The organism is Blautia sp. NSJ-175 (assembly GCF_022867815.1).
Lineage (GTDB): Bacteria > Bacillota > Clostridia > Lachnospirales > Lachnospiraceae > Blautia > Blautia celeris.
Genome location: NZ_JALIFQ010000013.1, coordinates 143,356 through 167,150 on the forward strand (window position 1 = coordinate 143,356; position 23,795 = coordinate 167,150).

A 23,795-nucleotide genomic window follows, 5' to 3' on the forward strand; every position below is an offset into this window, starting at 1 on the left:
GGGAGGATATAACATGAAACATACAGTCAGCGAAACTGCCATTGAGGGCAGACATCTCATAAAAGAATTTCCCATGGGAAATGCGGTCACAAAAGTGCTGAGAGATATTTCCCTGCAGGTGACACGCGGTGAATTTGTTTCCATTATGGGACCATCCGGTTCCGGGAAAAGCACACTGCTCTATATTCTCGGCGGGCTGGACACGCCTACCAGCGGCCATGTATATCTGAACGGAACCGATATTTCAGGCTTTGATGATGAAAAGATGAGCCGGATACGAAGGCGGAAAATTGGATTTGTCTTTCAGTTCTACAATCTCATCCCCAATCTGAATGTGGAAGAGAACATTATGCTCCCCCTGCTTCTGGACGGCCAAAAGACAGCGAATCACCAAGAACAGCTCTCCCGGATTCTGGAGGTCACAGGTCTGACGGACCGGCGCAGGCATACGCCCCGGGAATTATCCGGAGGCCAGCAGCAGCGTGTGGCCATCGCCCGCGCTTTGATCGGAAACCCTGAAATCCTCTTTGCGGATGAACCCACAGGAAATCTGGACAGCAAAACCGGAGCGGAAATCATGGACCTGCTTCGTGATATCAACCGCAGAAGCGGGCAGACGATCCTTATGGTGACCCATTCGCCCGAAGCAGCCAAAAGCAGCAGCCGGATCATAACCGTACAGGACGGAATCCTTGTCTGACCGGAGGCTTATTCTGCTCTTGTCATAAAACAGCAAAAAAAGTCAGGATATTTATTTCTTATGCTGTTATAATGGATCATATGTCTAAATGAAAGTGAGGAACGATATGTCTCATAAGGATAAGATCATCATCCAGGGATTAAAGCAGAATAACTTAAAAAACGTATCTTTAGAAATACCAAAAGAAAAGATAGTTGTCTTTACCGGTGTTTCCGGTTCCGGCAAATCCAGCATTGTATTTGACACCATAGCCGCGGAAAGCCAAAGGCAGATGAATGAAACCTACACGGCATTTATCCGGGGCAGGCTGCCCAAATACAAAAAACCGCGAGTGGATTTTATAGACAATCTCACTGCCTCTGTTATCATAGACCAGACGAGGCTGGGCGGGAACGCGCGTTCCACAGTGGGGACCATCAGTGATATGTATTCTGCGCTGCGCCTGCTCTTTTCACGTATCGGAGAACCTTACGTGGGGACGGCATCTTATTTTTCCTTTAATGACCCCAACGGTATGTGCCCGGAATGTTCCGGTATCGGAAAGATCCTGGATCTGGACATGGACCAGGTATTGAATCCGGATAAGAGCTGGAATGAAAGTATGGTGGAACTGCCTGCCTTCCATTCCGGCAACTGGTACTGGAAGCAATACACACAGAGCGGATTGTTTGATCTTGATAAAAAGTGGGGGGATTATTCCGAAGAAGAGAAAAACCTGCTGCTGTACGGAGCATATGAAAAAGGCGGAACACAGGTAAACAAAAAGATAGAAGGCATCTACAACCACCTGAACCGTCTGCTCATCAAACGTGACCTGTCAAACTCCAGTGACCGCTCCCTCCTCCGTCTGAAGAGGCTGGTAAAAGAACGTGAATGCCCTGTCTGCCGTGGAAAGCGCCTGAATCCCGCAGCGCTTTCCTGCCGCATAAACGGGTACAGCATTGATGAAATGTGTGATATGGAATTTACCAGACTCTGCACCGTCCTGCAGGAGATCAAAGACCCCAGAGGCGAAACCATTGTCAATACCCTGACTGCTTCCCTGACACGCATGATTGAGATCGGACTTCCCTATTTGAGCATGAACCGGGAATCCACAACGCTCTCCGGCGGTGAGGCACAGCGTCTGAAGCTGGTGCGCTATATGGGAAGTTCTCTTACAGGCATGACCTACATTTTTGACGAGCCAAGCACCGGAATGCATCCGCGGGATGTCCACCGCATGACCAAACTTCTGCAGAGCCTGCGGAACAAAGGCAACACGGTCCTCGTGGTGGAGCACGACAAGGATGTGATCTCCATAGCCGATGAGGTCATTGATGTAGGCCCTCTGGCAGGCAGAAACGGCGGACAGATTCTCTACCAGGGCAGTTATGAAGGACTGCTCCGGTCAAAAACCCTGACGGGAAACGCCATGTCAGAATACATTCCCGTCAAACAAAATCCGAGAACAGCAAAAGAGTTCCTTCCCGTAAGGAACGCGGATATCCACAACCTGAAGCATGTATCTGTTGACATTCCAACCAATGTACTGACCGTGGTCACAGGCGTGGCCGGCTCCGGCAAATCCAGTCTTATCCGGGATGTATTCGCAAAGCAGTACGAAGACCGTGTGGTACTGGTGGACCAGTCTCCCATCACTGCCACGGGCCGCTCCGCTCCCGCCACTTTTTTGGGATTTTTTGACGATATCCGCAAACTGCTGGCTGCCGAAAACGGAGTAGATGCCGCCCTCTTCTCCTTTAACAGCAAGGGAGCCTGCCCTGCCTGCAAGGGCAAAGGTGTGGTTGTAACAGAACTGGTCTTCATGGACCCTGTCACCACTGTTTGCGAGGTCTGCGAGGGAAGCCGGTACAGCGACGAGGCATTGTCCTACCGCTTCAGGGGAAAGAACATACTGGACATTTTAAATATGACCGCTGAGGAGGCTGCAGAGTTCTTTTGGGACAACAAAAAAATCCATAAACAGCTCCGGGCCATGATAGAGGCAGGACTGTCCTATCTGACCCTCGGCCAGCCCCTGTCCACCCTCTCAGGAGGAGAACGTCAGAGGGTAAAGCTGGCAAAACACCTGGATAAAAAGGGAAACATCTATCTGCTGGACGAACCCACCACAGGTCTGCATGCCTCAGACGTGAAGAATATCATGAGACTTCTGGACAGCTTTGTAAAGCGCGGCAGCACAGTCATTGTGATCGAGCACAATCTGGACGTGATGAAACAGGCAGATTATATTATTGATGTGGGGCCTGACGGCGGAACAGGCGGAGGCCGAGTGGTATTTACCGGAACACCTCAGGAAATGGTCCAAAACGCCGATACCATCACCGCCAGATACCTCAGAAAATCTCTGGAACGTGGATAAAACAGTATGAAAACAGCCGCCATGGGGACATGTTTTACTTCCCCGCGGCGGCTTTCTTCCCTAAAGTGTTAAACGTCCATTTACATGGCTCTCAAAACTATACCCCAAATTTAACAGCTTTTCATCCTCTCCCGGCCGAGCCGCAAAGGTTATTCCCTGCGGTACGTTGTTCTTATCCGTACCAAACGGTACCGTCAATTCCGGATATCCGGCCGCTGCGGGGTATGTGGAAGCCGTACTGTTCAAAAAGGCGATTCCGTCCAGATTTTTTTCCCGGAACAGTGTGTCTAATACCTGATCTGCAGTCTGAATGGATTTGCTGATCTCATCATCCGTACCCGGAGCATTTTCCGCTTCTTCCAGCCAGTCCTGCCCGTATTTGATTCTTCTCTTTGGTTCTTCTTCATTGTATCTCAGCAAATCCTTTAAAGTCTTCATGGGAAGGCCATACTCTGCCGCGTAATCCTCATAATCTTTTCGGAAGGTAAGATGGATGAGATTAAAAACAGTAACCTTACCGGCATCTAATTCCACGTCAACAGTGTCTGCCCCCAGTTCCTGCAGTTTCTTTTTTAATTCTGACAGCATCCCGGCATCGTTATATTCATATGAGACAATGCCGATGGTTTTTCCTGACAAAGCATCTTTGTCAAAATCCTGGGATATCTGTGCACCTGTCGCCCCCTCGTAAGCGATGGCGGCATCCTTCACACTTTTTGCAATGGGCCCGGCTGTATCTATTTTCCTGATCAGGGGCAAGATTCCCTCCCCTGATATGCTGTCTCTGGTGGGCTTGAATCCTACCACTGAGTTAGCGGAGGACGGAGCCACAATCGAGCCATCCGTCTCTGTACCTACGGAAACCGGAACCAAATCCGCTGTAACCGCCACCGCACTGCCGCTGCTTGAACCGGAGGGAGATATTTTCAGCGGCCCGAATGGATTGACCGTCTGCCCTTTATTTCCGCTGTATCCGGATGGCATAACACTGGATACATAGTTTGCAAACTCAGACAGATTATTTTTCCCTAAAATAACCGCACCATTTTCCTTCAGCTTTCTTACCAGTTCGGCATCCTCAGACGGGCGGAAAGCGGAAAACGCCTCCGCTCCGGCGCTGGTCGGCATGTCAGAAGTATTGATGTTATCCTTAAGCATGACAGGGATACCGTAAATTCCGGAGGTCTCTTTCCCTGTTTCCCTGATACCGGAGTCTCTTTTTACTGCCTCCTCCATAGCATGTTCATTGATGGATATGACCGAATTATACCCCTTTTCCTTTTGATCCAGCGTTTTTATACGGTATAAGCACACCGCTGTAAGCTCCTCATAGGTGATCTGCCCTTCTTTTACAGCCTTCTGGATCTCCTCAATACTTTTTCCTACCACATACTGCTCTTTTTCTCTGATCAGGGAATCCGTATCTATGGCCTGAAGCTGTCTGTCAATGGCTTCTATGACCTTATCATTGTTGTATGCGATCCATTCCTCACCGGGCGGCGCTGTCTTTTTTATATACAGAATGACCGCTCCCACCGCTAATATGAAAAACAGTAAAACCAAACGTATTGTTATTTTAAGCTTCTTACTCATTGTTTCCTCCATTTTTATTCAGGGTACCGTAATAAATCCATATTCTTATTATATACCTTCCGGGATTTAATACTCTTTCTTTTGGCACTCCAAATGAAGAAAACGTTTCTCAAATTCATTTTCCGGCACAGGCCTCCCATAATAATATCCCTGTGCATACTGACAGCCCATCTCTTCCAAGAGCAGAGATTCTTCTTTTGTCTCCACACCTTCCGCTATAACCAGAAGATGGAGCGTATGGGCCAAGTCAATGACCGCCTGCATGATCCGGTGTCTTCGACCGGCATCTGTCCCTGTGCGCAGAAATTTAAGATCCAGCTTCAACACGTCAACCGGCAGCTCTGACAGCATATTCAAGGACGAGTATCCGCTTCCGAAATCATCCATCTCAACCACAAATCCTGTTTTTCTGAGCTGTTCCACTACCAAAAGAAGCTGCCTGGAATCTGATATGTATGCGGATTCCGTTATCTCAAGATGAAGGTTTTTCGGCTCCAGGCCGTAATCCTTTACCAGTTCAGTAAAGAGGGACGGAAGGTCTCCATGATAGATGTCCATGCGTGAAACATTTACGGCCACAGGAATATCCGCTCCTCCCATCTGCCTCCACCGCTGCATGGCAGAGCAGACCTTATGCCAGACATACAGATCCAGGGAATAGATAAATCCATTCCTTTCAAAAACAGGCAAAAAGTCAGCCGGTGACAGCAGCCCCAGCTCCGGATGTTCCCATCGCACCAGAGCCTCAGCGCCAACTACTTCCTCTGTGTTTACTCTGACCTTTGGCTGCAGATGGATCTGAAATTGTCCCTGTTCAAGCGCCTCAACCATGGTATCTAAAATCTTCTGTTCAAAAAGCATTTTTTCCCGCATGGCATTATTGTAGAAGACTATCTTTTTCGCATACATTCCCTTAATGCTGCCTGCTGCGATAAATGCCCTGTCACACATTCTTTCCACAGGAATATCCCGCTCTTCAATCTGGTAAACGCCGATTTTTACAGTGAGGCGCATAGGCAGCGGATAATTTTTCAAAAAACAGTTAAGACTGTGTTCCAGCCTTCCATACACCCCTTCTTCACGGGGAACCAGCACCGCAAAAAGGTCTGCCCTTATCCTTGCAAACAGAGACTTTTCGTCCACTCTGATATCCAGTAAGCAGACGGAAAGATCGCTGAGAAGCTGGTTTCCCGCAGCCGTTCCGAATGCATCATTGATAATTTTAAACCGCTCTATATCCACTGCGATTATATCAAACGCCTGTCCCGGATTCTCCTCAAGCATTACCTGTGCCCGTTCATAAAATATCTTCTCCGTGAGAAGATTGGTAACCGGATCTCTTTTAAGGATCTCAATGGTGTTTTCCGCCCTGCGCATCTCCTCAAGCGTCTCTTTCAGCAGTACATTTGCTTTTGCAAGCGCTCTCTGGGAATTGATGAGCCGGTTGTTTACCTTTTGGATTTCAAAATATGACTCCCCGTAAGGTCCTGTTCCAAGAGAAGCCAATTCATCCAGGGCAGAAAGCTGCAGCTCTGCCATCCGGGGCAGCCAGTCTGCATTTTCCATATCGTATACAGACAGAAGTACCTGTTCCCTGACAGGCTTTACTGTGACAAACACAGATAGGTGCTCTTTTCCACGAAGCTGCCTGCGGGCAGAAACCATCTGTTCTGTATCCTGCTCCAAAAGCCTGTCCAGAACCTCCCTGTCCGCAAAAATCTCCCTTGCATCCTGTCCCGGCTCTGCCAGGCTTACAGGAATGCTGCGGATTACTTTCGTAATCTTCCAGTGCAAATCACATAATGCAAGATAACCAATCATATCTCATCTGCAAATGTATCATCCGCCCACCGCACAAGTTCCCTTGCATCCCGGGCATATACATCTATCCTCCAGTTCCCCTGTATTTTACTCAAACTCTGAAACGCATTGCCTCCCACTGCGATCTTCAGGTCAGGATAACATGCTTTCAGCCTGTCAACCATCTCCTGGCACTGAACCAAATACTGAGGCATAGTCACTGAAAACGCCGCCAGATCAGGCCTGTGGTCTTGTATCTGTTTCAGGACATAAGAAATATCTGCCCCCGCCCCCAGATAGATACTGTCCCATCCATTGTATTCAAAAAGATCCGCTGTCATGCGGGCTCCCATTTCATGCAGCTCACTTCCCACGCATGCTGCCAGTACCTTTTTCTTCTTCCGCCTCTGCCGAAAAATAACAGGATACAGCTGCGCTGACGCAAGCTGGGTGGTGGATGTACAATAATGTTCCATGTCCACGGAAATCTGATGGCTGTGCCATAGCTCTCCCACCCCTCTCATGGTTTCCCCCAGGATTTCCACCAGAATATCCTCAACAGGAATTCCGGTCTGTAAAAACTCCGCTGCCACAGCGACTGCACTTTTTGTATCTGACCGCATAAGCGCATCTAAGTACCGCTGCCGCTCTTTTTCGTATTTCCCGTACCTTAACGGCTCCGGAGATTTCCCTGTCACTTCGGCGTCTGCTGCAGCCCTCTTCCCGTACCCGATAAACCTTTTCAGTTTTTTCAGCCCTGCCCCGGCAAAAATCTGCTCCGCGCCGTTTTCGACTACTGAAAAGTGGCTCAGAAGAAGGGCACGCACTCTATGTTTCGGCATATCTGCCATAACAGGACAGAGAAGCTCATAAAACCACAAAACGTAGTCCTCAAATATCTTTTTGTCATCCAACTGCACAGATGCATACAGAAAATCCACAGTAAACCCGGTATATTCCCGAAAAAGCCTTTTCTCCGGCGCACAGTATCCTTCTGCCTCTAATGCGCCGCAGGGCTGACAGGCAGATACATATTCCGCCAGTTTCCCAAACTCCGGTTCTGATTCAAACTTTAATAATCCCATCTTCTCATCTACTTTACCACATAATTTGTAACAGATTCATTATAACAAATATTGGCAGAAATTTACATCTTTTCTTTTATATTCCCTGTTGACTTTGCCCTTAGGGCAAGGTGTAACATAAGGGTGATCAGAAACACGCCGCAAGGAGGATATGCTTTGTTATCAATAGGTGAATTTTCATCCATCTGCAAGGTGTCTGCCAAGACACTCCGCTACTACGCGGAAATCGGATTGATCCATCCGGAAGAGATCGATCCGGAAAACGGATATCGGTATTATTCTATCAGCCAGCTGGAAACCATGCTCTTCATCAACCGTCTGAAATCCTACCGCTTTTCTCTGGATGAGATCAAATCCATTCTTCATTCCGAAGAACTGCCGGAGGAAGCTCTCTGCCTCGCGCTTATAAAAAAGGAGCAGGACATGAAAAAACAGCTCCTGGAATATGAAAAAACCCTGAAACAGATGAATCAGGATATAGAAAACCTAAAGCAGGGAAAATCCATTATGTCCTATCTGGATACCATTGAGATCCAGCTCACGGAGGTTCCCCAAATGTATCTTCTGTCTGTCCGGAAGATGGTACGGGAAGGCGAGTATCCACAGGAATATGCAAAATGCTACGGAAAATTATTCAAAGTGATCCGGGAGAATAAACTGACAGTCACCGCGCCCCCAATGGTACTGTTCCACAGTGAGGAATTCAGTCCCTTTGGCCTGGATACCGAATTTGCCATTCCGGTTAAAGAATATGTCACAGGGACAAGGAACCACACTCCCGGCCTCTGCCTAAAAACCGTCCTGCACGGTACCTACTCCGCGCTGCCCTCTGTCTATGCAAAGCAGCGGAGATGGGCAGAGATGGAAGGATACGAGGGAAACGGCCCGCTCTGCGAAGTGTACATCACCGACCCCTCCCAGGTCTCATCGGAAAGCGAACTGACCACGGAAATTTATTATCCCGTTAAGAAAAAGGCATCATTTCACCCAAACAGTAAGGAGAAAAAATGAATCAGGAAAAGATTACAGAACTTGAAAAAACCATCTGCAGGGATTACAGCAATACTGCAGGCATCGTTGTTTTAAAAAACGGCAGAACAGAATATGAAAACTACTTTAACGGCTGCACATCCAACTGCCGCATTCATGTTTACTCAGTCACCAAAAGCATTCTGTCCATATTGATCGGAATCGCGCTGGACCGGGGATATATCAAAAGCATCCATCAGAAGGTATTGGATTTTTTCCCGGAATACACTGTGAAGAATACTATGGACTCCATCCGGAACATTACCCTTGAAAACCTGCTCACAATGACTGCACCCTACAAATACAAATTTGCCCCCTACCTAAAATATTTTACCAGCGATGACTGGGTGAAATTCAGCCTTGAGCAATTGGGCGGCAAAGGACAGATCGGTAAATTCCGTTATGCACCGCTCATCGGGCCGGACCTTTTATCCGGTATCCTCGCAAAGACCTCGGGCTGCTCTGTCTTTGCCTTTGCATCCGAACATTTATTCTCTCCTCTGGGAATCACTGTTGAAAAAAATATTATTTTTCACAGCAAAGAGGAACAGATGGCGTTCAACAGCGCCACGAATATAAGCGGCTGGGTCTCGGATGAAGCCGGCAACAACGCAGCGGGCTGGGGGCTTACCCTGTCACCGGCTGACATGGCAAAAATAGGACAATTATATTTAAACGGCGGCATGTGGGAGGGCCGGGAAATCGTATCCAAAAGCTGGATAGACGAGAGTACAAAAGAACACAGCCGATGGAAAAAACAGGATCTTCCCTATGGATATTTATGGTGGCTCTGTGACGAGAATGCGAATACTTTTGCTGCCATGGGAGACGGGGGAAATACGATCTATGTGAACAAAGAGAAAAACTTGGTGGTTTCCATCGCCGCTCTTTTTACACCAAAGGCAAAAGACAGGATTGGATTGATCAAAGAATATATTGAGCCGGTTTTTGATACCGGTTCCCTGTAAAATGAACCATACTGGGCCTTAATTTTCCTTGTGACATTTCATGCACAGAAAAATAACTGCATTATACGAGGTGCCCAAAACATTGAGAAAAGGACTGCCGTGGTGGTACGGCAGCCCTCTGGGCCGTGATAAAAGTAACTTTTTTCTATTTTACGGATAACTGCTTCAGCGTGTCACCGGCAATACGATATACGGTCCAGTCTTCCATTGGCTCCGCTCCCAATGATAAATAGAAGTTGATGCTTGGTTTATTCCAGTCCAGACACCACCATTCCAGGCGCCCGCATCCCCTCTCCACTGCAATTTGAGCCAGTTTTTTCAATATTCCCTTTCCATAGCCATTTCCCCGGTATTTCGGCTTTACATATAAGTCTTCCAGATAAAGCCCCGCACGCCCCAAAAAGGTAGAAAAATTATGAAAGAACAGCGCAAATCCTATCTCTTCCTTATCTACCACTGCAAAAATCACTTCCGCTTTCTTTTTGTCAAATATCCATTCCTCCAAAACTGCTTCTGTGGCGATCACCTCATGCTCCATCTTTTCATAAGCGGCAAGCTCTTTTATAAACTTCAGTATAAGAGCTGTGTCTTTTCTTTCCGCATATCTGAACTTCAGATGTTTTTCCGACATGGTTATCCTTCCTCCCGAATTTTTCTCCACAACAGACTGTTATTCTCAATGTATCCCTCTATTTTTCCACTGTCTTTCAAATAAGATAAATAAGAACGGACTGTACTTCCAACCAGCACATACTGCTCATAGGTCATGGTAATCTGATAATCGGAAAAGAGCCTTTGCAGCAATGCTTCAAATGTGATTGGCTCCCGGCAGATCTCTGTGATATGATCTGCAATCTCCAGAACCTTCTTCCTGTTGCATTCTGCCAGCGGACGGATATCTTTTACAGGCTCTGCATGAGACGGGACAAATATCTCCGCCTGCATAGCCGCTACTCGTTCCAGTGTATTTAAGTACGCTTCCACATCATAAATAAAAGTGAGCTGATATTTCTCCAGAGCAGCTGCACTGCTTAGGCAGTCAGCGAGAAACACTGTCTGGTCCGGAGTTCTGAACCCTACCATATCAAGGAAATGCCCCGGCAGAGGAATCACTTCTATCTCCTTTGGAAAACCGCTGTCTGTCAGCTCTTTCGCCTCACTGGGGACTGCCATCAAAAATTTATGCCTTAAATCCTGAAAGGGATATCCGCCATACAGAAGCGCCGGCTCCAGCTGCGGGTATTTTGTGAAGGCAGCCTCCATCCCATTTGCAAATATGTCACAGCCGTACTGCTGCTGAAGATAACGGTTGCCGCCGATATGGTCTGCATTGGAATGTGTGTTTAGGATAGCTTTCAATGACCAGCCGTTCTGCTCCAGAATTTTACGGATTTTTCTCCCTGCATCCTTGTCATTGCCGCTGTCGATCAGATAAACCTCCTGATCATTTGCCAGATAGATCCCGATTTTTGCCGGACTCTGGATATAATAACTCCGCTCTCCGATCTGTATCAGTTCATACATAATAAAATACCACTATTACCGTTCACCCCGCATACACCAGCGCACTTTGCATTCCGGCAGCGGCATAGAGAACGGTAATACACCCCTTTCACTCATATTTCGGATAAAAAATCATGCTGTATATATTACATTTACGATCCTTAGGATTATATAAAATATAGCATACATATTTTCTGTCTGCAATAAAACAATCCCCTGAAGAACGCTGGTCATACTCCGGTCCGGATTTACTTTCTTCAGCGAAAATATGGTCCTGCTTTTGCATAAAGGCGGCATATAAAACAAAAGTCCCCCTCCCATCTTTCAAATTGGTTGTAAAAAATTAAGTTCAATTGGTGGTTGATGCCCCACCAATCCTTGTATATAATACAAATTGGACCAAACCAATTGGAGGAACCCATGCAAATTCAAATAGACAAATCAAAAAAGACACCTTTATACAGACAGATCACAGAACAAATTCAGGCCCAGATCATTTCCGGTGAGATCCCGGATGGCTTTCAGTTCCCATCGGAACGTCAGTTAGCGGATACACTGGGCGTGAACCGGACAACTGTACTGAACGCGTATAAAGAATTAAAAGCGGATGGTCTGCTGGCCTCCCATGTGGGAAGGGGCACCACAGCCGTCAGAGGAACTGACCAAAAAATCCGCAAAACGGATTCCCGCAGAGAACCCATGTGGGAGTATTTGTTCAGCGACTATCTAAAAAACCGCGACACCTTTGATGTCAACAAATATCTGGAAATGGCGAATCAAAAGGATGTCATATCCTTTGCCGCCGGTATTGCCTCTTTTGAAAATCCGCCTGTCCGGGCTTTCAAAGGAATTGAACATGAGCTGTTATCCAACCCGAAGGGAATGCTGGTCTCTCCTGTGGCAGGTTTTTCATCCCTGCGCAAGGTCATGGCCTCATACATGCAGAAGCGCTCCTGTTTCTGCCATCCTTCCGAGATCATGCTCGTTTCCGGTGCCCAGGAAGGTATCGACCTTGCGGCACGTGCCTTTCTGAATCCCGGCGATATTGTGCTGATTGAAGAACCGTCCTTTTTCCCGGCGATTCAGAGCTTCCGTTCCATGGGTGCCAGGCTTATGGCAGTCCCCATGGAGCATGACGGAATGGATGTAAGGATTCTGGAACAGCTCTTAATGCGCTACCATCCGAAATTGATCTACACCATGCCCACTTATCATAACCCCTGCGGCGTGACCATGAGCACTGCCAAGAGAGTCCGGCTGCTGGAGCTGGCGACCAAATATTCTGTGCCCGTTCTGGAGGATGACCCCTACAGTGAACTGAGTTTTGAAGGCCAGACCACAGCCCCCTTAAAATCCATGGACACCAACGGAAATGTGATTTATCTCAGTTCTTTTTCCAAAACCATCTATCCCGGGCTGCGTCTGGGCTGGATCTGTGCAGACAGGAAATTGATCCACCATTTTTCCGGTATCCGTCAGCTTATAGATTTACATTCCTGCTGCATTTCACAACAGATCGTGGAGCGTTTTATTGTCAATGGGGAGATGGAAAAGTATGTGGAACTCATACGAAAGGAATATAGGGAAAGAAGGGATATGATGGTGGAGGCCCTGAACCGATATACTCCCCGCGGGCTTTCCTGGAATATACCAAACGGCGGATACTATCTGTGGTGCAGACTTCCGGATGGCCTGTCAGCCGACCAGCTGGCTTCACAGGCTGCCAAAAACGGTGTTGCCATTCTGCCCGGCATGCCTGCCTATCTGACCAAACAGAAAGGGGAAGGCTATATCCGGTTAAACTATACCTTTCCTCCCAGGGACAGGATCGTCCGCGGCGTAAAAATTTTATGTGATGTGATGAGGGAACTGATCATAGCCCACGCAGAGAGTGATCCCTTAACAGAAAACGAAATAAACCCAATATTATAATTATTTTTAAAGGAGTATTTCCATGGAATATAAATACGCAAGAAGAATGTCATATGTAACCGCTTCCGAGATCAGGGAGCTTTTAAAACTCACAGAACAGCCGGAAGTCATTTCATTTGCAGGAGGCCTGCCGGCTCCTGAACTGTTTCCCATTGAGGAGATCAAAGCTGCCAACAATTATGTGCTGGACCACAACGGAGAACACGCTCTGCAGTATGCGACCACAGAAGGATATCAGCCCCTCCGGGAGTGGATCGCCGCACGTATGAACGCACAGCTTGGCACTTCCTTCTGCCATGAAAACATACTGATCACGCACGGTTCCCAGCAGGCCCTGGATCTTTCGGGAAAGGTATTTTTGGATGAAGGAGATGTGGTACTGTGCGAAAGTCCTACATATCTTGCCGCCATCAGTGCGTTCAAGGCATATGGATGCAGCTTTGCGGAGGTTCCCACAGATGACAGCGGAATGATCATATCTGAACTGGAAAAAGCTTTGAAGGAAAACCCCACCGCAAAGCTGATCTATGTGGTCCCTGATTTCCAAAATCCCACAGGAAGGACCTGGAGTCTCAAGCGCAGACAGCAGCTTGCTGAAATCTCCGCAAAGTACAATGTGGCAGTTGTAGAGGATAATCCCTATGGTGAGCTGAGATATGAAGGTGAATTCCTGCCCTCCATCAAATCCTTTGACCGAACAGGCAATGTCCTGTGCACCGGTACCTTTTCAAAAATCTTCTGCCCCGGTTACCGGATTGGATGGATCGCGGGAGAAAAAGAAGTCATCCGCAAATATGTCCTGGTAAAACAGGGCGTAGATTTACAGTGCAACACCATAGCCCAGATGGTCATCTCTGCCTATCTGGAAAAATATGATATTGACGCTCATATTGATAAAATACGTGAAGTATACCGGAAACGGCGCGACACAGCCATAGAAGCCATACACCGCGCTTTTCCCTCAGATATTAAATTCACCAGGCCCGAGGGCGGACTGTTTCTCTGGATTGAGCTGAATGAAAAAACAGACACTGTAAAGCTGCTCGAAAAATGTCTTGAACACAACGTGGCCTTTGTCCCCGGAAACTCCTTTTTCCCCAACACGAAAAAGCGCAATACCCTTCGGATAAACTTTTCTAATATGCCGGAAGACAAAATATCTGATGGAATTATGCGTATGGGCAAAGCTCTAAAAGAATTCACTGAATAGAAAAAGAGTTCAGACTTGTAAAATGCATCCGATATCGGTTATGATCCACCGATATCGGATTTTTATAATCGGATTTTTATGCGGCACCGTTTATTCTCTGCCAACTAAGACAGCCGTTTTCCCCGCTTCTGTCAGTATAACCGTACCTCGTTCCACTATGGGACGCGTATCCGGGATTCCCTTATATTTAGAGTAAAATGTCCGGAAAATATCTCCCTGTTCCAAAAAGTGATATATGTATAACCGGTTCCGCTCTGAAAAATCAGCTTTTAAAAGCCCCAGTTGAAACAAATAATTCAGATTATCCCCTGACTCCTTTATCTCCTCCTCCGTCTCCATTCCGCTGGACATATAAAAAACATTTTTATATTCCTGCACATGTATATGGCTTGTCTCATACAAGACTACAAGGCGAAATACCGGCAGCCATTTCGTTTCCTGAAGCTGGGTAAGTAAAAAAGCCTGCTGTCTTGAAAGGAAGGCTTCCCTGCAGATGTAATTGCAATTCCAGTAAGCGAAGTCATCAGATTTATAGCGGCAAATAAAATCATCGTTTTTCATTATATCATTCCTGTATTCTGCCATATTCCAATTACACCCCATTTCTGAATAAGCCATGCATTTTCATTCATTTTCTTGTATTAATTATAACATTATATTTTCCGATGTCCATAAAATTATTGCAGAAATCATATTTTTTCTCACAAAAACATTGTTTTTGTGTATTTTAATAAATATTCAATTTTACTGTCTTTCTTTAGGAAAACTTTAGATTTATATGATACGGTTCTTTAAGAAATCAGGATATGCTTTCATAATGGGGGTGAGGATATGAAAAAAATTATAATCGTTTTTTTCACACTGTTATGTACTTTTGCTTTGACATCCTGTACTGGCTCGGCTTATGAAGGCAGCAGACTCGGAAATGAGAATCATCTCATTATGGAATACCGCATATTCAATACTACGGATTCACAGCCGCTGAAACTTGAAAAAGGGGATGTCATTGACGCCGAAATCGTGTGTGATTCCGGCAGGCTTTCTGTCAAAATACAAAAAGATGATGAAACACCCATATATGAAAAAGATAAGATTGATCTCTCCACTACGTTTCAGGTTCCTATTGAAGAAAGCGGAACTTATAACATAACGATAACGGGAGAAAAGGCTAAGGGAAGTGTATGTTTTAAACGGGTCAAAGGATAACTTGGACAGGCACACCATTGATGGATAAATTGGTGTGCCTGTTTTTGTTCTGTGTCTGATTTACGCAACTGTATAACTAACCCCAGGATTTCCATCCTCAGTTCAGAAGTTTTTTACGTTCTCTGTGCCGCATATAAATAATCCCCGTAATATCTGCTAAAAACCATCCGATGGGTATCGCCCACCAGATTCCCACAACACCGACTGCTTCTATCGGTGCCAGTATATAAGCCAGAATCACTCTGGTACCCAGGGAAATGATGGTTAAAACCAGGGACATCTCAGGAATATTTATTCCCCTGTAATAACCGTACAATAAAAACAAAATGCCGATACCTATGTAGAATGCGCCCTCAATCCGCAGATATCCCGCACCGATCTGTATGATTTCCGTATCAGAGGAAGATACAAAAAACAGCATAAGATTTTTTGCAAGCAAAAATACCAACACAGAAATCACTCCGCAAAACAGTGCCGAAACCACAAACGCCTGTCTTGTTCCTTTCCGGATCCTGTTTTCTTTTCCGGCACCGTGATTTTGGGAAATAAACAGGGAAAAGGCATTGCCGAATTCCTGTGCAGGCATATAGGCAAAAGAATCAATCTTGACTGCGGCTGTAAAGGCAGCCATAACGGCAACGCCAAAGCTGTTTACCAGCCCCTGAATCATGAGGATACCCAGATTCATTACAGACTGCTGTATAGATGCTGCAAATGAAAATCTTGTTATTTCCTGCATAGATTCCCTGGTCAGGAATATCCGGTTCTTTCCAAACAGCCGGAGCCTGAATACGGGTTCCTTGATCCACACATAGATGGATATACCAACCCCGGATATAGCCTGGGATATGACAGTGGCCTGCGCAGCACCGCCGATACCCCAGCCAAAAGTCACAACAAAAATAATATCAAGCACAACATTCAGAACGGATGTTGTTCCCAAAAAGACCAGCGGTATCACAGAATTTCCGATAGACCTCAAAAGATAGGCATAATAATTATATAAGAACACAAAAAATATTCCGGCAAATATTATTTTTACATACTCATGTGACATCTCTAATATTTCTGCCGGTATCTGCAGTATCCGTAAAATCTGATTTATAAATACAAACACCAGAACATTTATGACTACCGTAACTCCGCCTATCAGCAGAAAAGATCCCTGCACACATACTTCCATCTTTTCCTTATCCTGTTTTCCGAAATAAAAGGAAACCAGAGAACCGCTGCCCATACATAATCCGATCAGGATAGAAGTCAGAAATGTCATAAGTGTATAGGCCGCCCCCACAGATGCCATGGCATCGGCTCCTACAAATCTGCCCACGATCAGCGTATCCGCTATATTGTAAAATTGCTGCAGGAGATTTCCTATAATCATGGGGCCTGCAAATATGAGCATGGTTTTAATAATATTTCCTGTTGTCAGATCCTTCTTCATTGTTACATCATATTCCTTTTCTCATTTATTCTTAACCTTTATATCATAACGCAGGAAGGAATATTTGTATACTTTATCTTGCATTTTAATGTCCTGATTCAGCAAATTCTCGTAACGGTTCAGCTTTTCTGAACGGTTATAAATTCTCATTTTCCAGTCCATACTCTTTATATAACTTTTCTCTGTATTCTGTATCAAAAGAAGCCCTCTGTAAATCATCTATTCTGTTATCATGAAAAAGAAGCTGTATTAGCCTTGTTAATTTTTCTTCTCCAAAATTTCTGCCTCTTCGTTCCCCTTCAATGATTCCTTCCCGTACTCCTTCCATACGCATCTGCTGAAACGCTGTACACATATTTATCCCTCCTTCTTCTGTTCGTATGACCTCTGCATTTTCTTTGATCAATGGAATATCCAAAAAATTCCCAACCAGCCTGCCCCTTTTCCACTCTAAGTTTTTGTAATGCTCCTGGTTTTTCTTAAGGAATTCCTCCATGGCATCTTTATCTTTTGCCACCCGCAGCAGCTCGAAGACTTCCTGCAGACCGGTTCTAAAGTTCCCGGGATTGACATTTCCGCTGTACACCAGATTCAGCGGATAATTTGGAATGTAATGTTTCCAGGGTTCCAATACCTTGGGAAATTCCAGCATATCATGAAGGCACATAGGGCCGTCCCACAACTGATCTTCTCCGTAGAATAATCCCAGTGTTATTATGGGGCGCAGCTTGTCTTCCTTTTTTAATCCTGACAGAAATTCCGCGCCGGGTGACAAATCCCTGTTGCTTCTGTGCTTTTTCTCCAGGTTTTGTATTTGTTTCGTGTAATCAACCGCATCGTAGAGCATATGTCTGACCGGCATTCCATAATGGACCTTTCGCTGCCCTTCAACAGCAAGCTCAATACCGAGAATGCTCTCTTCCAGTCCGCTTCCTTTTTGTACATCGCGCAGCCTTTTGATCACTGCCGGCTGTCCGTCTTTCCCCGGTACTTTCATTTGTTTTTTCTCATTCATTTCTTCCAGATATTCAGGTTTGATCACCTGCTCTCCCTGAAAGACTGCACCGTTAAACAAATCCGCAAATACTTCATTATCTGACAGACAGTTGTAAACATCTTCATCTTTTGCATTTAATACTGATGCAGCTAACCTTTGTTTTTCCATCCGGCCTCCTTCAGGAAAGCAGACAGTTTTTGTGCTGATATGACATGGCGAAAATCATGCAGTTTTTTTCTTTTATTATACAATATATAACGTTGCATTTCAATTCTGTTTTTCCTATCTGCCTTCCATATGTTTCACACTGAACTTTTGGCTGAAACGCCATTGATAAATAGAAACTTGTATTTAGAAATGTATATGTAACTGTTCAGTTAAGTCGGCCCATTTGCTTCGCTGACCGAGCATAAGAGTACCAGCAACAGGTATTCACTGAATCGTTACATGTAAACAACAAATGCAGACTTATTATATTCTTATTTTCCGGCGGATGCAATGACTTTATAAAAGTTTTATGTTTTTTGAATCTGTCCTCTGCCGTCCATATACCACTGTATTTCCAGGTGTTTTCAGGCCGAAGGTGTGAAAATACCTGGGCAGACAAAAATCCGCCCCGGAAGGTTCCCGCAGAAAATGTACCGTTCCTGCCCTTCCGGGGCGTTCAAAATCATCCAAAGGACTGCTCTGTTCTATCGATGATCTCATCTTGCAGCGCTTTGCTTAAATTGCGGAAATGGTCGCTGTATCCAGCCACACGCACGATCAAATCCTTGTATTCCTCGGGACGTGCCTGCGCGTCTAAAAGTGTCTGGCGGTCAATCACATTAAACTGAATGTGGTGCCCGTCCAGGTTAAAATATGTCCGGACCAGATTTGCCATCTGTATCAGTCCGTTTTCACCGGATACCACCTGAGGCGTAAACTTCTGGTTCAGCAGAGTTCCCCCTGTATTCAGATGATCCATCTTGGAGCAGGATTTCACTACCGCTGTAGGGCCGTGCACATCTGCCCCTTTCTCCGGGGATATCCCTTCGGATACAGGCTTATGGGCCAGACGTCCGTTGGGGCTTGCCATCATCACTTCCCCGAAATAGACATGACAGGTGGTTGGCAGCATATTGATGCGGTACTTTCCGCCTTTCATATTCGGCCGTCCGGTCACGCTCTCATAGTAGAATGAAAATACATCCTTCATAATATCATCTGCATAGTCATCGTCATTGCCGTATTTCGGCGTCTTATTGCTGACAAGATTCCAGATTCGCCCATGTCCCTCAAAATTGTCATTCAGCGCCTGCATCAGCTCAGACATGGTAAATTTCTGTTTGTCAAAAACATTGTATTTTATGGCAGCAAGACTGTCTGTAATGGTTCCGATTCCCACGCCCTGCAGATAGTTGGTGTTATATCTGGCTCCCCCGGCATTGTAGTCCTTTCCCTTGGCAATACAGTCATTGGTGATCACGGAGAGAAACGGTACCGGCATATAGCGGGCATAAATCCCCTCAATGACATGATTGCCGCGCATTTTGATATCCAGGAAATACAAAATCTGCTTTTTATAGGCTTCAAAAAGCTCCTCATAAGATTTAAAATCCTCCGCTTTTCCAAGCGCCAGGCCAAGCGGTTCCCCGGCGGCCGGGTCATATCCGTTGTGAAGGGTGATCTCAAGGATTTTTGGCAGATTAAAATAACCGGTCAGAATATATGCCTCGTTTCCAAAAGCGCCCGTCTCCACACATCCACTGGTGCCGCCTTTTCTTGCATCTGCAATGGATTTCCCTGCGTTTAAAAGCTCCTGAATTATACTCTCTGTGTTGTAAAAAGCAGGCTGTCCCCATCCCTTTCTGGATATCTCGCAGGCTTTTATGAGAAACTCCTGAGGAGTCTTTTTACTGATCTGCACATTTGAGCTGGGCTGCAGAAGTTTCATTTCATCCATACACTCCAGGATCAGATAGCTCACCTCATTGACACCGTCATGTCCCTCCGGTGTCACTCCGCCGGTATTGATGTTGGCAAAGTCTGTGTATGTGCCGCTTTCCTTCAGTGTAATCCCCACCTTTGGAGGTGCCGGCTGATTGTTGAATTTTACCCACAGACACTCCAACAGTTCTTTTGCCTGCTCCCGGTTAAGAATCCCTTCCTTGACATCGTGTCTGTAAAAAGATATCAGATGCTGATCCAGTCTTCCGGGGCTGTAGGCATCCCACGGGTTTAACTCACTTGTCACAGCCAGATGCACAAACCAATACATCTGAAGTGCCTGCCAGTATGTCTCCGGCTTATGTGCCGGCACAACCTTGCAGTTTTCGGCAATCTGCAGAAGTTCCTCTCTGCGTACCGGATTTTCTTCTTTTTGGGCAAGCTTAAGGGCATAGTCATGATACCGTTTTCCCAGAAGGATCACCGCATCACAAGCAATATCCATGGCACGAAGCTCATTCTCTTTATCCAGCGCCTCCGGGTCCCGGCTGTAGTCCAGATGTCCAAGCGCTTCCCGTATCTTCTCCTTATAGTCCAGAAGCCCCCGCTTATAAATGTTTTCGGAACCCACGGTATGCCCCGGACCTCTCTGTTCCATAAATTCAGTAAAAATACCACATCTATAGGCTTTCTTCCACTCCGGAGTCATTTTTTCCAGTATCCGGTGCCGGATGGAACGTCTCTCCCAGAAAGGGATCATTTCCTTTTCCTGAAACCCATAGTCCTCTTCACGTACCTTAAAGCTGATCAGCTCCCTGTCATTCATCACATGGAGATCCTGTACTGTATGGCAGCATAATTCCGGAAAGGTCGGTGCTGCCTGCGGCCCGTTTCCCTTCTCTCCCACCAACAGCTCGCCTTCCCCTATGTACAGCGTCTTCTCGGCAAAATAGTGTTTTAAAACCAGTGCCCGTAATTCCGGTACAGATACAGTGCCCTCATATCTGCGGTATACTTCGGTTTCTATTTTTGCCCGCTCCATATCTATATGCGCTTCTGTCTCCAGGCTTTCCCTGCGAAGCCTGCGGATTCTCTCGTTCATTCCCCGTTCCATCTGTATCAACCTCCTATCCTGGCCTGAAATCCCCGTTTCAGACACATATCCAACAGCTCCTGCATGCGTTCCTTAGAAGGAGTCGTAAAATCTCTGCCCCTGTATTCCTGTCCCAGCCTTGAATATTTTCCACTCCCTGTGTTGTGATAGGGAAGCAGGTGAATCCATTTTTGCCCAATGGAATGGGCGTCAAGAAAGTCCAGTGTCTCTTTCATGTTCCTGTCCGTATCATTGACACCGCCCACAACCGGAATCCGTATCCAGACAGCGGCTCCGCTTTTTGACAGTTTTACGAGATTATCCAGGATCATCTCATTTCCCGCTCCTGTCATTTTCTCGTGCAGACCGGAGTCCATGAGCTTTATATCGTATAAAAAAGTATCCGTATAAGGAATCACACTCTCTATATTTTCCCATGGGACATAACCGCAGGTATCCACATTCACACGTATTCCCCGCTCTGTCAGACCGCGCATGAGCTGTTCCAGAAATCCCTTATCCCGGGCCAGTACCTCTCCTCCCGAGAGGGTGACCCCGCCATGGGACTGCTCGTAAAAAGGCTGGTCTTTTAATGCCTCCCTAACCAGCTCCTCGACCGTATATTCTCTGCCTGCAAATTCCCTGGCATTTTGCAGACAGTATTCTTCACACGTATGGCATACACTGCACTTTTCTGGATCCGTCACCGGTCTTGGCCCCTCCATGGAAACAGCGCCGCCGGGACAGGCCGCGGCACACTCCCCGCATCCTGTACATTTTTCCTGATTCCACATAAACTGCTGACGGTACTCCTGTGTCTCCGGGTTGTGACACCAGACACAGGAAAGCGGACATCCCTTAAAAAATATGGTAGTTCGTATTCCTTCCCCATCATGAATAGAATACTTCTGTATGTCCGTCACCAATTGTGCTTTCATCTAAGCTGTACCTCTCTTTATGTACTATAGCCTGAAAAACAGTCTATAAAAAGCATTATATTACCTCAGTGCACTAAAGTCAACGGATGTGCTTTCACATTTCACATAGAAACATTACCGCCGAGAAACAGTGCTTTACAATCTCTATATATAGCGTTATAATATATCTAATAGATATATATGAGAGGAGACTATTATGCTGGAATCCATTGCACTCGGCATGCTGCTGGAAAAGGACCTGACAGGCTATGATATAAAAAAGTTCATAGAAAACGGAATCGGTGTCTTCTATAAGGCAAGTTTCGGAAGCCTGTACCCCGCATTAAAAAGATTAACGGAAAAGGGATATCTGACAACCAGGGATAAACCGCAGGGCAGCAGAAAGAAAATTTTTTACCATATAACAGAGGAGGGACGGAAACAATTTTTCCACTGGCTCTCCTCCCCCATGGATATTTTTGAAGGCACCAATACCCATTTGGCAAAGGTTTACTTCTTCGACCATCTGGAGGCTGAAATTCGCAGTCAGCAGCTTCTGGAATATGAGATCAATAACAGAAATTATCTGAAAAAGCTCAGGGAGCTGGAAAAAGGATTTACCGAACTGGATAACAAAGAATGCTTTTATTATAAACTCTCCACTCTTTATTACGGAATCTGCATTACGGAGGAAACCATCCGCTGGTGTCGTCATATCCGTATGCAGAAACCGCTGACAGATCTGTTGGAAAGGGAAAGGTAATACTATGATAACAAAATCCCCAAGCGGGGCGCTGAGCCCTTACTACTATAAAGGCGGCAGCTTTCACGGTATTCATTATGGAAGTTATTTTGATGATTCCGAAGGTCTGCTGTCCATGATAGGCAGAGAAGAGGCATTTATATTAAAATCCCCTCAAAAGCGCCGCATATTAATTGATTTATATGAGACTGACTTGACAAAGGAACTGACAGAAACGCTTGCAGAACATATTGAAAAAATAAGGCCCCGAATTGTTAAGCTGGCAATTACCACGGAGAAAAGAAGTCTGAGGAAACTACAGAAAGCCTTGCATAAAAAGGCTGCGTTAAATAGCGGACAGCTTTATTTCTGTACCGATATGGAGGAGGCCAAGACCTGGCTGGTACATGACTGACCAGTCTAAGTGTACATCGAATCGTGACATACAGCCTGTCAAAAGCAATTCTTATTTTCATGCAGGTCTTGCTATGACAGGCAGGACACAATATCCAATACTTCTTTTCCATTTTTAAACTATGCCTTTATCTTTCCATTTTCCTCCTATAAACCGGCATATTCCAAATAATGCCGTGCAGCTCCAAGTAAATGCCGTTGTCCACCAAATCCCCCATTGACCTATAAATGAGATGTTCGTCAATAAGAAAACAAATACTAAACGGCAGACAATTTCAACGATTCCATTTATCATTGAATAAGCAGAATCTCCTGCACCATTTAAGAGATAGCGCAGTATCTGTCCCATGCCGAGTGCCAAAAAAAATGTACTGGTAATGTGAATCCCTTTCACAGCATTATCAATAATGCACGTATCTGATACAAAAATATTCATGACTATTCTCCCAAAGCCCCGGAATACCAAAACAAGAATAAGAGAATATACCAAACAGATTTTCAAAGCAGCAACCAATCCCTGTCTGATCCTTTCTGTATTTCCTGCCCCGATATTCTGCCCTGTATAAGTTGCTATTGCTGTGCCCAATGCAGTAAATGGCTGCTGGATTAAACTTTCTATCTGGCTTGTCGCCGTAAAAGCCCCTATCATACTCGTTCCATATCCATTTATTACCCACTGCAAAATCGTTGTTGATAAGTAAATAAACGAGTACTGGAATCCCATTGGTATGCATATCCTAAAGATTTGGTTTAAACTGTACCCCTTGTCAAGGACATTTTGAATTTGTGTAGTACCTATTTTTTAGACAAATCTACACAAAACATATCCTTGATTTTAAACAACTGAGAATGGTGACAGATCCTGGGC

At 45.7% G+C, this 23,795-nt stretch carries 20 protein-coding genes; 9 read left to right on the forward strand and 11 right to left on the reverse strand.

Features of this window, described 5'->3' with window-relative positions:
- Positions 1–13: 13 nt before the first annotated feature.
- Positions 14–700: an ABC transporter ATP-binding protein gene (locus MUB35_RS19695; protein WP_033139503.1), complete on the forward strand. Its 687-nt coding sequence runs from the start codon at positions 14–16 to the stop codon at positions 698–700.
- 106 nt (positions 701–806) lie between these two features.
- The gene (locus MUB35_RS19700; RefSeq protein ID WP_244806669.1) at positions 807–3,065 is read left to right on the forward strand and encodes an ATP-binding cassette domain-containing protein; all 2,259 of its coding nucleotides are present in this window, start codon (positions 807–809) and stop codon (positions 3,063–3,065) included.
- A gap of 60 nt (positions 3,066–3,125) precedes the next feature.
- Here MUB35_RS19700 and MUB35_RS19705 read toward each other — a convergent pair whose 3' ends face one another.
- From MUB35_RS19705 to MUB35_RS19715, 3 genes are all read right to left on the reverse strand, one after another.
- The gene (locus MUB35_RS19705) at positions 3,126–4,658 is read right to left on the reverse strand and encodes an amidase family protein (protein ID WP_244806670.1); all 1,533 of its coding nucleotides are present in this window, start codon (positions 4,656–4,658) and stop codon (positions 3,126–3,128) included.
- A 66-nt stretch (positions 4,659–4,724) separates the two neighbouring features.
- Positions 4,725–6,479 (reverse strand): putative bifunctional diguanylate cyclase/phosphodiesterase, encoded by a 1,755-nt coding sequence (locus MUB35_RS19710; protein ID WP_244806671.1) that lies wholly within the window; start codon positions 6,477–6,479, stop codon positions 4,725–4,727.
- Positions 6,476–7,543, reverse strand: coding sequence for a cobalamin B12-binding domain-containing protein (locus MUB35_RS19715; RefSeq protein ID WP_227210464.1), 1,068 nt, complete (start codon positions 7,541–7,543; stop codon positions 6,476–6,478). The genes MUB35_RS19710 and MUB35_RS19715 overlap by 4 nt, the downstream gene beginning before the upstream one ends.
- A gap of 156 nt (positions 7,544–7,699) precedes the next feature.
- On the opposite strand from MUB35_RS19715, the gene MUB35_RS19720 reads away from it, so the two are divergent.
- Together MUB35_RS19720 and MUB35_RS19725 are read left to right on the forward strand one after the other, a co-directional pair.
- Entirely contained in the window at positions 7,700–8,554 is an 855-nt protein-coding gene (locus MUB35_RS19720; protein WP_244806672.1) for a MerR family transcriptional regulator, read from the forward strand.
- Positions 8,551–9,540 (forward strand): serine hydrolase domain-containing protein, encoded by a 990-nt coding sequence (locus MUB35_RS19725; RefSeq protein ID WP_244806673.1) that lies wholly within the window; start codon positions 8,551–8,553, stop codon positions 9,538–9,540. Before MUB35_RS19720 ends, MUB35_RS19725 begins: the two co-directional genes overlap by 4 nt.
- Positions 9,541–9,685: 145 nt before the next feature.
- On the opposite strand, the gene MUB35_RS19730 is transcribed toward MUB35_RS19725, so the two are convergent.
- Positions 9,686–10,171: a GNAT family N-acetyltransferase gene (locus MUB35_RS19730; protein WP_033139497.1), complete on the reverse strand. Its 486-nt coding sequence runs from the start codon at positions 10,169–10,171 to the stop codon at positions 9,686–9,688.
- 2 nt (positions 10,172–10,173) lie between these two features.
- Complete coding sequence (locus MUB35_RS19735; protein ID WP_244806674.1) at positions 10,174–11,064, reverse strand: MBL fold metallo-hydrolase; 891 nt, start codon at positions 11,062–11,064, stop codon at positions 10,174–10,176.
- 399 nt (positions 11,065–11,463) lie between these two features.
- On the opposite strand from MUB35_RS19735, the gene pdxR reads away from it, so the two are divergent.
- Positions 11,464–12,975 carry a MocR-like pyridoxine biosynthesis transcription factor PdxR gene (gene pdxR / locus MUB35_RS19740; protein WP_244806675.1) on the forward strand — a complete coding sequence of 504 codons (1,512 nt, stop codon included), beginning with the start codon at positions 11,464–11,466 and terminating at the stop codon, positions 12,973–12,975.
- A gap of 22 nt (positions 12,976–12,997) precedes the next feature.
- Positions 12,998–14,185, forward strand: a complete 1,188-nt coding sequence (locus MUB35_RS19745; protein ID WP_244806676.1) for an aminotransferase-like domain-containing protein — start codon at positions 12,998–13,000, stop codon at positions 14,183–14,185.
- A 90-nt stretch (positions 14,186–14,275) separates the two neighbouring features.
- Here the strand turns inward: MUB35_RS19745 and MUB35_RS19750 are convergent, their stop codons facing one another.
- Entirely contained in the window at positions 14,276–14,770 is a 495-nt protein-coding gene (locus MUB35_RS19750; RefSeq protein ID WP_033139493.1) for a hypothetical protein, read from the reverse strand.
- Between the two features lie 246 nt (positions 14,771–15,016).
- On the opposite strand from MUB35_RS19750, the gene MUB35_RS19755 reads away from it, so the two are divergent.
- Positions 15,017–15,391 carry a hypothetical protein gene (locus MUB35_RS19755; protein ID WP_227244691.1) on the forward strand — a complete coding sequence of 125 codons (375 nt, stop codon included), beginning with the start codon at positions 15,017–15,019 and terminating at the stop codon, positions 15,389–15,391.
- A gap of 97 nt (positions 15,392–15,488) precedes the next feature.
- Here the strand turns inward: MUB35_RS19755 and MUB35_RS19760 are convergent, their stop codons facing one another.
- The 4 genes from MUB35_RS19760 to MUB35_RS19775 all read right to left on the reverse strand — a co-directional run bounded on the left by MUB35_RS19760 (position 15,489) and on the right by MUB35_RS19775 (position 21,792).
- Positions 15,489–16,835, reverse strand: a complete 1,347-nt coding sequence (locus MUB35_RS19760) for an MATE family efflux transporter (protein WP_227244688.1) — start codon at positions 16,833–16,835, stop codon at positions 15,489–15,491.
- A 136-nt stretch (positions 16,836–16,971) separates the two neighbouring features.
- Complete coding sequence (locus MUB35_RS19765) at positions 16,972–18,000, reverse strand: hypothetical protein (RefSeq protein ID WP_244806677.1); 1,029 nt, start codon at positions 17,998–18,000, stop codon at positions 16,972–16,974.
- Positions 18,001–18,502: 502 nt separating this feature from the next.
- On the reverse strand, positions 18,503–20,875 hold the full coding sequence (gene hypD / locus MUB35_RS19770; protein ID WP_033139490.1) for a trans-4-hydroxy-L-proline dehydratase: 2,373 nt from the start codon (positions 20,873–20,875) through the stop codon (positions 18,503–18,505).
- A 5-nt stretch (positions 20,876–20,880) separates the two neighbouring features.
- Entirely contained in the window at positions 20,881–21,792 is a 912-nt protein-coding gene (locus MUB35_RS19775) for a glycyl-radical enzyme activating protein (RefSeq protein WP_244806678.1), read from the reverse strand.
- Between the two features lie 196 nt (positions 21,793–21,988).
- Between MUB35_RS19775 and MUB35_RS19780 the strand changes: the two genes are divergently transcribed.
- Together MUB35_RS19780 and MUB35_RS19785 are read left to right on the forward strand one after the other, a co-directional pair.
- Positions 21,989–22,534, forward strand: coding sequence for a PadR family transcriptional regulator (locus MUB35_RS19780; RefSeq protein ID WP_244806679.1), 546 nt, complete (start codon positions 21,989–21,991; stop codon positions 22,532–22,534).
- Between the two features lie 4 nt (positions 22,535–22,538).
- Positions 22,539–22,928 (forward strand): hypothetical protein, encoded by a 390-nt coding sequence (locus tag MUB35_RS19785; protein ID WP_054351318.1) that lies wholly within the window; start codon positions 22,539–22,541, stop codon positions 22,926–22,928.
- A 114-nt stretch (positions 22,929–23,042) separates the two neighbouring features.
- Here the strand turns inward: MUB35_RS19785 and MUB35_RS19790 are convergent, their stop codons facing one another.
- Positions 23,043–23,651 carry an MATE family efflux transporter gene (locus tag MUB35_RS19790; RefSeq protein WP_244806680.1) on the reverse strand — a complete coding sequence of 203 codons (609 nt, stop codon included), beginning with the start codon at positions 23,649–23,651 and terminating at the stop codon, positions 23,043–23,045.
- Positions 23,652–23,795: the final 144 nt, after the last annotated feature.